Raw genomic sequence first — 8,551 nt, forward strand, 5'->3', positions numbered from 1 at the left:
GCCCGGGCCCGTCCGGCGGGTGCTCAGCCCGCGGCGATCTCCGCGAGCAGCGCCGCGGTGTCGGCCGGGCGGGAGAACATCGGCCAGTGGCCGGTGGCGAGTTCGCGCAGCTCCCACTCCTCGCCGCCGAGCGGCGCGAAGTACGGGTGGCCGGCCGCGATCAGCTCCCGCACCTGGGCGATCGGGAAGGAGCAGGACAGCAGGGTCTTCGGCAGCTTCTCGCCGCCACCGGTCAGCTGCAGCGGCTGGTGCACCGTGCCGACCGGCTGCGGGGTGGCGAGCGAGCGGAAGCGTTCGAGCGCGGCCTCGTCCATGCCCTCGACCGACGCCTCGTCCTCGGCCAGTTCGGCCCAGCTCGGCAGCGGGTAGCCCCAGCCGTCGACCAGGGTGGCCGCGATCCGCGCGTGGACGTGCGGCGGGTTGAGGTCGCCGAGCGAGGTGCCGTCGGCGACCGGGCCGCTGTCCACGTACACCACCCGGCGGATCCGCTCGGGCATCCGGTCGGCCGCGCCGGTGACCGGGGCGCCGGCCCCGCTGTGGCCGACCAGGACGACGTCCCAGAGGTCCTCGCGGGTGAGCAGGCCGGTCAGGTCGGCGATGTGGGTCTCCAGGTCGACCTCCGGGCCGCCCTCGGCGGCGCGCTCGGCGAGGCCAGTGAGGGTCACCGCGTGGACGGTGTGGCCGGCCTCGCGCAGCGGCTGCGCCACGGCCTCCCACGCCCAGGCGCCGAGCCAGAAACCGGGGACGAGTACGAACGTGCTCATGGAACCAACCTCACGGGATTCGCCGGACTGCTGACGTCTCCGACTCTATGATCGAATCCGGACAGAACCCGCCCGGATGACGGGAGAAGACGGTGGATCATCCGGTCAGTCGCGTGCTCGCCCTGCTGGAGCTGCTGCAGGACCGGCCCGGCCTCACCGGTGCCGAACTCGCCGCCCGGCTCGGCGTCGACGAGCGCACCGTCCGCCGGTACACCGCCCGGCTGGTCGACCTCGGCATCCCGGTGCAGGCCGACCGGGGGCGCTACGGCGGCTACCGGCTGCTGCCCGGCTTCCGGCTGCCGCCGCTGATGCTCACCGGGGACGAGGCGGCCTCGGTGGTGCTCGGGCTGCTCGCCGGGCGCAGCTCCGGGCTCTCGGTCGGCGAAGAGGCGGCCGAGTCGGCGCTCGCCAAGATCCAGCGGGTGCTGCCGCCGCAGCTGCGGGAGCGGATCGGGGCCGTCGAGCAGACCATCGGGCTGACCGCCGCCCCCACGGCCGGGCCGAGCCCGGCCGCCGCGGCGCTGTTCACCCTGGCCGAGGCCACCCGGCGGGGCCGGCGCACCCGGCTCTCCTACCGCGACCGGCACGGCGAGCCCAGCGACCGGGAGTTCGACCCGTACGGTCTGGTCTTCCACTCCGGGCGCTGGTACACCACCGGCCTCGACCACCGCAGCGGCGAGCTGCGGACCTTCCGGCTGGACCGGATCGTGCGCGCCGAGCTGCGCGAGGCGGGCTTCGCGGCCCCGGCGGACTTCGACCCGGTGCAGCGGGTGGTGGAGTCGCTGGCCGGGGTGCCGTGGACGCACGAGGTGGAGGTGCTGCTGGACACCGACCTGGAGCGGGCCCGCCGCCGCATCCCGCCCGCGGTGGCCGCGCTGGCCGAGGCCGCGGACGGGCGGGTGCTGATGCGGGCCAGGGCCCAGCGGCTGGACGGCATGGCGGTGATGCTGGCGGGCCTCGGCTGGCCGTTCACCGTGCTCGGCCCGGACGCGCTGCGCGAGGAGCTCCGGGCGCTGGCGGCGCGGCTGGCCGGGTGGGCGGCGGACCCGGCCGGCTGAGCCGGGCCCGCCCCGGGGTTCGACGCCCGGGTCAGCGCGCGGCCGACGACTCCGCGGCCGACGACCCCGCGGGTGCCTGCGCCTGCTCGGGCGCCGGCCCGTCCGGTCCGGTGCCGCCCATCAGCCGCTGGGGCCGCCGGGCCAGCAGGTAGCCGACGCCCAGCAGCGCGACCGTGCCGACGCCGAGCAGCGCCGCCCACACCTGGTACCAGGGCGCGCCGGGCGGGGCCAGGATCGTCCGCGGCCAGCAGATGTTGACCACCTCCAGTCCGGTCCACAGCACGGCCAGCGCGTTGACGACCGTCCCCGCCCGGCCGTACGAGACCGGGCCCGAGGGGCGCCAGCGGCCGCGCAGCCGGGCCACCAGCGCGGCCAGGCTGAGCAGGAAGAACGGCAGGAAGGTGGCCGCCGTGCCGAAGGTGATCAGGCTGCCGATGGCGGTCGACTCCAGGCCGAGCGGCAGGGCCGCGGCGCTGACCGCGGTCGCGGCGACCAGTCCGCCGATCGGGGCCCGGTGCCGGTTCACCTTGCGGATTCCGGCGGCGAACGGGAAGACGCCGTCCCGGGCGAGCGAGTAGAGGCCGCGCGCGGCGCCGCCCTGGGAGGCCATCAGACAGGCCGCGAAGGAGATCAGTACGACCACCGTGAACGGCTTGGCCGACCAGTCGCCGAAGGCGGTGACCACCGCGGTGGTCACCGGGTCGACGTCCTCCCCGGCGACCGCGGCGGCCGGGTCGGGGTGGGCGAGCGCGACCGCGACCGCGTTGAGCACCACCACGGCGCCGACCCCGGTCAGTGCCCACCACATGGCGCGCGGTACCTGCCGGCCGGCGTCCCGGGTCTCCTCGGCGGTGGAGACGCAGGCGTCGAAGCCGATGAACGCCCAGCCGCCGACGGCGACCACCGCGAGCAGCGCCGCGCCGGTGGAGACCCCGGCGGCGGCCGGCGCGTCCAGGAAGTCGGTGAGCAGTCCGAAACCGTGCTCGCGGAAGAACAGCAGCAGCGCGAGGCCGACCAGCACCGAGGCGACCACCTCGGCGGCGATGCCCAGTGAGACGAACAGCCGCAGCAGGTTGATCCCGTACGCGTTGACCAGGGCGCAGAGCAGCATGAACGCGGCCGCGACCAGCACCAGCCGGGCCGGCGTCGGGGTCAGCCCGAACAGCGCGAAGAACCAGGGCGAGGCCAGGTAGGCGACGGTGGTGTTGGCGAACATCACCGCGAACTGCCACATCCAGCCGGTCAGCCAGGCGAAGGTCGGCCCGACCAGCCGCCGGCTCCACTGGTAGGCGCCGCCGGCCAGTGGCCACTGCGAGGCCAGTTCCGAGTAGACCGCCACCACCAGCAGCTGGCCGACCAGGCAGACCGGCAGCGCCCAGACCCAGGCGCCGCCGGCCACGCCGAGGCCGACCTGGCTGACGGCGTAGAGGCCGACGACGGGGGAGACCACGGCGAAGCCCATGGAGATGTTGCCGAGGACGCCGAGGCTGCGGCGCAGTTCCTGGCGGTAGCCGAGGGCGGCCAGCCGTTGGGCGTCGGTTCCGTCCGTTCTCGGGGGCTGGTCGGTGGTGGGTGCGTCGGTCACGGGTGCTTCCCCTCGCCGTCGGGCCGGGCGGCCATCGAAAAACTAACTTTGTTAGTCGTGGACCGTAGCCCGCCCACCCGGCCCGACGGAAGGGGCCGACACCAGGCTGTAATAACGTGGTCCGCGCGACGGCGGCACCGGCCGCCCGGATCGGCGGCGGAGGGGCGGCGAACGTGGGACGACCGAGCAGGGCGCTGCTGAGCAGGGAGATCATCGCCCGGGCCGCGCTCGACGTGGTCGACGCCGCCGGCCCCGACGGCCTCACCATGCGCGCCCTCGCCGACCGGCTCGGCGTCAAGGCGGCCTCGCTCTACAACCACCTCAGCGGCAAGGACGAGCTGATCGACGCGCTCGCCGACCTCGTCAACGCCGAGATCGACCTGGCCGCGCTGGAAGGCGTCGCCGCGGACGGCACCGACTGGGCGGACGCCGTGGCCACGTACGCGCGCGGCTACCGCGCCGTCTTCCTGCGCCACCCCAACACCATCGCGCTGCTGGCCCGCCGCCGGGTCGAGGCCGACCGCCAGCTGCTCGGCTACGACACCCTGCTGGCCGCCCTCGGCCGGGCCGGACTGCCGCCCGCCGACGCCGCCGAGGCCGCCGCCGCGCTCGACTACCTGGTCCTCGGCTCGGCCCTGGAGACCTTCACGGCGGGCTTCACCCGCGACCCGGCCGACTACCGCCCGCGCTACCCGGCGCTGGCCGGGGCCCTGGAGGCGTCCGCCGGGCGCACCGTGCGCATCGGCGCCGGCGGCCTGGACGAACGCGGCTTCGACCTCGCCCTGCGGCTGCTCCTCGACGGGCTCACCGCCCGGCTGCGGACCGCCTGACCCCCGCGGACCCGGCGGCGGGCCCCGCACGTACGGCGGCAGGCCCGGGGCACACGCCCCGGGCCCGCCGCCCTCGTACCGACTGCCGAAGGGGTCTCAGACCGCCCGGCCGTCACCGTTCTGCTCGGCCTGCTGCTCGGCGGCCTTCCGCTTCACCTCGGCCATGTCCAGCTTCCTGGCCTGCCCGATCAGGTCCTCGAACACCGACTCCGGCAGCGCGCCCGCCTGGAAGAACACCGGCACGCCCTCCCGGATGATCGCCAGCGTGGGGATCGACTGGATCCCGAACGCCGCCGCGAGCTCCTGCTGGGCCTCGGTGTCCACCTTGGCGAACACCAGGTCGGAGTGGCGCTCGGCGGCCTTCTCGAAGACCGGCGCGAACTGGCGGCACGGGCCGCACCAGGCCGCCCAGAAGTCGATGAAGACGAAGTCCTTGCCCTCGGGGCCGGGGACGATCTCGTCGAAGTTCTCGGTGGTGAGTTCGACCGTGCTGCTCATATCGCGATTCCTGCCCTTCCGGAGGCGGCTCGGTTCAGGCCGTGCCCCCCACAACGGCCCCCGCCCGCAGCCTATTCCGACCGGGACCGGCCCGGGGTCAGCACAGCTCGTCCGCCAGCAGGCCCATGGTGAACATGTCGTGCCACGCGCCCTCCCGGCGCAGGACCTGGCGCAGCCGGCCCTCCTCCACGAAGCCGACCTTCTCGTAGACCCGCTTCGCCGAGTGGTTCTCGACCGCCACGGTCAGCGTCACCTTGCGCAGCCGCATCTTGTCGAAGCCGTACCGGCAGACCGTCCGCATCGCGTCGGTGGCGTAGCCGCGGCCCCAGTAGTCCTTCTCGCCGAGGTAGATGTCCAGCTCGGCGATGCCCTTCTCGGGCTCGGCGCCGTGCAGCGCCACCAGCCCGATCAGCTTCCCGTCGGCCAGCGCCTCGACGCCGAGCAGCACGTCCCCGTACGTGTTGCGGGGCCGGGCCTCCAGCCAGCCGCGTACGTGCTCCACGGTGGCGGGGTAGGTGTCGTTCATCCACCGCATCACCTCCGGGTCGTGGTTCCACCGCCACAGCGCCTCCGCGTCGCCGCCGCCCATGGCCCGCAGCCGTACGAGTTCTCCGAGCGCCATCCAGCCCAGCCCCTCTCCCAAGATCGTTTCCGGAACCCCGCAGTGGTACCACGCCCCGCCCGCCCCCCTCAACGGGATTCCCGCAGGTCCCGTGCGGTGCCGGGGCGGCCGTCGGCGGGGGCGGGAGCCCGTCCCCGCCGGTCCCGCCTGGTGTTCGCGGGGGGTGCGGCGCACCCTGGAGGAGTAACCCATGGAGGTGATCCGCCATGCAGACCCTGGTCGGTTGGCACATCGAGATGGAGTTCCGCGAGGAGGGGTCGCGGACGACCGCGGCCGCGCTGCTGCGGTTGGGCGACGGCACCGAACTGCGGGCGCACGGCCACACGAGCCGGCATCCGTCCGATCCGGAGCAGTTGCGGGTCGGCGAGGAGATCTCCGCGGCGCGGGCGCTGAACGATCTGGCGTCGCAGCTGCTCGGCAAGGCGCACACCGAGATCCAGTCGGTCAGCCCGGTCCCGACGCATCCGCTGAGCTGATGCCGGGCCCGGGGGACGACCCGACACCGCCGGGCGCCGGAAGGAGGAGCGGATGCCCACGATCCCGTTGATGTGTCCCCGCTGCGGCCTCCCGCAGCGGGTGGTGCCGGGGGGCCCGCAGAAGCCGGTGCGGGTGGTGCACGACGGCACCGGCCGCGAGGCGTGCGAACCGGGCGACCTCGCCGAGGCCTCGGAGGGCGGCGAACCGGGGGCGGGGGACCAGTCGGCCACCGGCTGATCCCCCGCCCCCGCCCCCACGGACTGTCCCGCCCGGTCGGCCGTCAGTTGGGGCAGTACGTCCCGGGCGGCTGCCACTCCGGCCCGATCAGGCGCTGCTCGATCCGGTTGGGCGTGATCCGGATGCCGACCGTCCCGGCCAGGCCGACCCGCATCCGGCTGCGCGCCAGCGCCACCAGCGCGGTGAGCCCGTACTTGTTGATCAGCGAGGTGCGGTAGCGCGCGGTGTCGTCGGCGTCGCAGACGACCGCGCGGGCCGGGAGCTGGCGGCCGGTGGGCCGGCCGTGGGCGTCGCACGGGCCGATGAGCACGCCGGGGTGGCGGCGGATGCGCTCCGCCTCGCAGGAGTGCGTCGGCGTCCAGACGCCCAGCGCAGGTCCGTCGGCGACCACCCAGAGGGGGGAGCGTACCGGGCTGCCGTCCTCGCCGAAGGTGGTGAGGAGCAGGTACCTGCGGTCGGCGAGCTGCTCGTTGCGGTGGTGCACGGTGTCCTCCCTCGTGGTGCGGGGGCGTTCGGTGTGCTCAGGCCTGGTCGTCCGGACGGTCGGGCGGGCCGGGGCGGACCGGGTGGTGCGCCGCGCGGTACTCCTCGGCGGTGGGCCGGGCGATCCGGCTGCCCTCGCCGTACAGCCCGCGGGAGAGCCGGGCGCGGGTGCGGGCGAGCGGGCCCGCCGGGCGGGCGACTCCATTCTCGTCGACGGGGGCCGGCAGTACGAGGGCGCGCGGCTGCTCGTGTGCGGTGAGCCGGTGCAGCTGCACGGGGTCGAGCGGCGCGTGCACCTCGACGAACTCGCCGTGCGGGAGCCGGGTCACGATGCCGGTCTCGCGGCCGTGCAGCACCTTCTCCTTGTCGCGGCGCTGCAGGCCGAGGCACCAGCGCTTGGTGATCACGAAGACGGCGACCGGGACGGTGAAGGCGCCGATCCGGACCGCGTGGGTGATGGTGTCGAGCGAGAGGTGCAGATGGGTGGCGAACAGGTCGTTGCCGCCGCCCGCGAGCAGGACGAGGTAGAGGCTGATCCAGGCCGCGCCGAGGGCGGTGCGGACGGGGGCGTTGCGCGGGCGGTCGAGCAGGTGGTGCTCCCGGTCGTCGGCGGTCGCCCAGGCCTCGACGAACGGGTAGACCGCGATGGCGCCGAGGATCAGCGGGAACAGCGTGAACGGGATCAGGATCCCCAGGTTGAGGGTGTGGCCCCACAGGCCGACCTCCCAGCCGGGCATCACCCGGATCAGGCCCTCGGCGAAGCCCATGTACCAGTCCGGCTGGGCGTCCGTGGAGACCTGGTCGGGGCGGTACGGTCCGTACGCCCAGATCGGGTTGATCGTGGCGACCGCCGACATGACCGCGATGATGCCGAAGACCAGGAAGAAGAAGCCGCCGGCCTTGGCCAGGTAGACCGGCATCAGCGGCATGCCGACGACGTTCTGCTCGGTCCTTCCCGGGCCCGCCCACTGGGTGTGCTTGTGGTGGAAGACCAGGATCAGGTGGGCCACCAGCAGGCCCAGCATGATGCCCGGGATCAGCAGCACGTGGATGGTGAAGAACCGCGGCACGATGTCGGTGCCGGGGAACTCCCCGCCGAACAGGAACATCTGGACGTAGGTGCCGACCAGCGGCAGCGCCAGGACCACGCCCTCGACGAAGCGGATGCCGGTGCCGGAGAGCAGGTCGTCGGGCAGCGAGTAGCCGAAGAAGCCGTCCAGCAGGCCGAGGAACAGCAGCAGGAAGCCGAAGACCCAGTTGATCTCGCGGGGCTTGCGGAAGGCCCCGGTGAAGAACACCCGCATCATGTGGACGAACATCGCGGCGACGAAGACCAGGGCGGCCCAGTGGTGGACCTGCCGGATCAGCAGTCCGCCGCGGACCTCGAAGCTGAGGTCGACGGTGGAGGCGTACGCCTCGGACATCGGCACGCCCTTGAGCGGGACGTACGAGCCGTCGTAGACGACCTCGGCCATCGAGGGCTTGAAGAACAGCGTCAGGTAGACGCCGGTCAGGATGATGATCAGGAAGGTGTAGAGGCAGATCTCGCCCAGCATGAAGGACCAGTGGTCCGGGAAGATCTTGCGCAGGTTGGTCCTGGCCAGGGTGTAGACGCCCAGCCTGCCGTCCGCCCAGTCGGCGGCCCGTGTGCCGCGCCCGGGAGCTTGCGTGCGGGTCATGTCCCCACTTCCCCGTCCCCGGACGTCCGCCGGTGTCCGGTGGCGTCCGTGAAGTCCGATGAGTCCGTTCGGTGCCGGGCGGGCGCCGGCCGCAGCCCGTCGCCCGCCCGAATCGGGGATTGCTCCCCGTTTCCGTGCGGCACCACAATAAACGGGGCCTGCTCCCCGGTTCTCGTGGGGGGTGGGCCTTCAGGGGGGATGAGGGTGCGGGGGTACGGCGACGGCCCCCCCCGGGGGGTGCACCCGCCCGGGCGGCGGACACGGGTGGGGAGCCCCGCCGCCCCCCCGCCGAACTTCAACAAACCCCGCACCAAGATA

General features: G+C 73.9%; 10 protein-coding genes. 4 read left to right on the forward strand and 6 right to left on the reverse strand.

All coding sequences use genetic code 11. The features are described from left to right. Window positions 1–23: 23 nt before the first annotated feature. Window positions 24–764, reverse strand: a complete 741-nt coding sequence (locus ACWGB8_RS15360) for an alpha/beta fold hydrolase (protein WP_452213853.1) — start codon at window positions 762–764, stop codon at window positions 24–26. Window positions 765–856: 92 nt separating this feature from the next. Here ACWGB8_RS15360 and ACWGB8_RS15365 point away from each other — a divergent pair, with 92 nt between their 5' ends. After that, window positions 857–1,822, forward strand: coding sequence for a helix-turn-helix transcriptional regulator (locus tag ACWGB8_RS15365; protein ID WP_452213855.1), 966 nt, complete (start codon window positions 857–859; stop codon window positions 1,820–1,822). A gap of 31 nt (window positions 1,823–1,853) precedes the next feature. Here ACWGB8_RS15365 and ACWGB8_RS15370 read toward each other — a convergent pair whose 3' ends face one another. Continuing rightward, window positions 1,854–3,407, reverse strand: coding sequence for an APC family permease (locus ACWGB8_RS15370; RefSeq protein ID WP_452213857.1), 1,554 nt, complete (start codon window positions 3,405–3,407; stop codon window positions 1,854–1,856). Between the two features lie 173 nt (window positions 3,408–3,580). Between ACWGB8_RS15370 and ACWGB8_RS15375 the strand changes: the two genes are divergently transcribed. Further along, window positions 3,581–4,237, forward strand: coding sequence for a TetR/AcrR family transcriptional regulator C-terminal domain-containing protein (locus ACWGB8_RS15375; RefSeq protein ID WP_452213859.1), 657 nt, complete (start codon window positions 3,581–3,583; stop codon window positions 4,235–4,237). A 96-nt stretch (window positions 4,238–4,333) separates the two neighbouring features. On the opposite strand, the gene trxA is transcribed toward ACWGB8_RS15375, so the two are convergent. Together trxA and ACWGB8_RS15385 are read right to left on the reverse strand one after the other, a co-directional pair. Then, a complete protein-coding gene (gene trxA / locus ACWGB8_RS15380) occupies window positions 4,334–4,789 on the reverse strand; it encodes a thioredoxin (protein ID WP_452213861.1) in 456 nt (151 codons plus the stop codon). A 43-nt stretch (window positions 4,790–4,832) separates the two neighbouring features. Then, window positions 4,833–5,378, reverse strand: a complete 546-nt coding sequence (locus ACWGB8_RS15385; RefSeq protein ID WP_452213863.1) for a GNAT family N-acetyltransferase — start codon at window positions 5,376–5,378, stop codon at window positions 4,833–4,835. Between the two features lie 185 nt (window positions 5,379–5,563). Here ACWGB8_RS15385 and ACWGB8_RS15390 point away from each other — a divergent pair, with 185 nt between their 5' ends. Beyond that, entirely contained in the window at window positions 5,564–5,833 is a 270-nt protein-coding gene (locus ACWGB8_RS15390; RefSeq protein WP_452213865.1) for a DUF1876 domain-containing protein, read from the forward strand. A gap of 52 nt (window positions 5,834–5,885) precedes the next feature. Continuing rightward, window positions 5,886–6,071 carry a hypothetical protein gene (locus tag ACWGB8_RS15395; protein WP_452213867.1) on the forward strand — a complete coding sequence of 62 codons (186 nt, stop codon included), beginning with the start codon at window positions 5,886–5,888 and terminating at the stop codon, window positions 6,069–6,071. Between the two features lie 43 nt (window positions 6,072–6,114). On the opposite strand, the gene ACWGB8_RS15400 is transcribed toward ACWGB8_RS15395, so the two are convergent. Together ACWGB8_RS15400 and qcrB are read right to left on the reverse strand one after the other, a co-directional pair. Continuing rightward, a complete protein-coding gene (locus tag ACWGB8_RS15400; RefSeq protein WP_452213868.1) occupies window positions 6,115–6,555 on the reverse strand; it encodes a PPOX class F420-dependent oxidoreductase in 441 nt (146 codons plus the stop codon). 37 nt (window positions 6,556–6,592) lie between these two features. Beyond that, window positions 6,593–8,233, reverse strand: coding sequence for a cytochrome bc1 complex cytochrome b subunit (qcrB, locus tag ACWGB8_RS15405; protein ID WP_452213869.1), 1,641 nt, complete (start codon window positions 8,231–8,233; stop codon window positions 6,593–6,595). Between the last annotated feature and the right edge of the window lie 318 nt (window positions 8,234–8,551).

The sequence above is a fragment of the Kitasatospora sp. NPDC054939 genome (assembly GCF_053610105.1).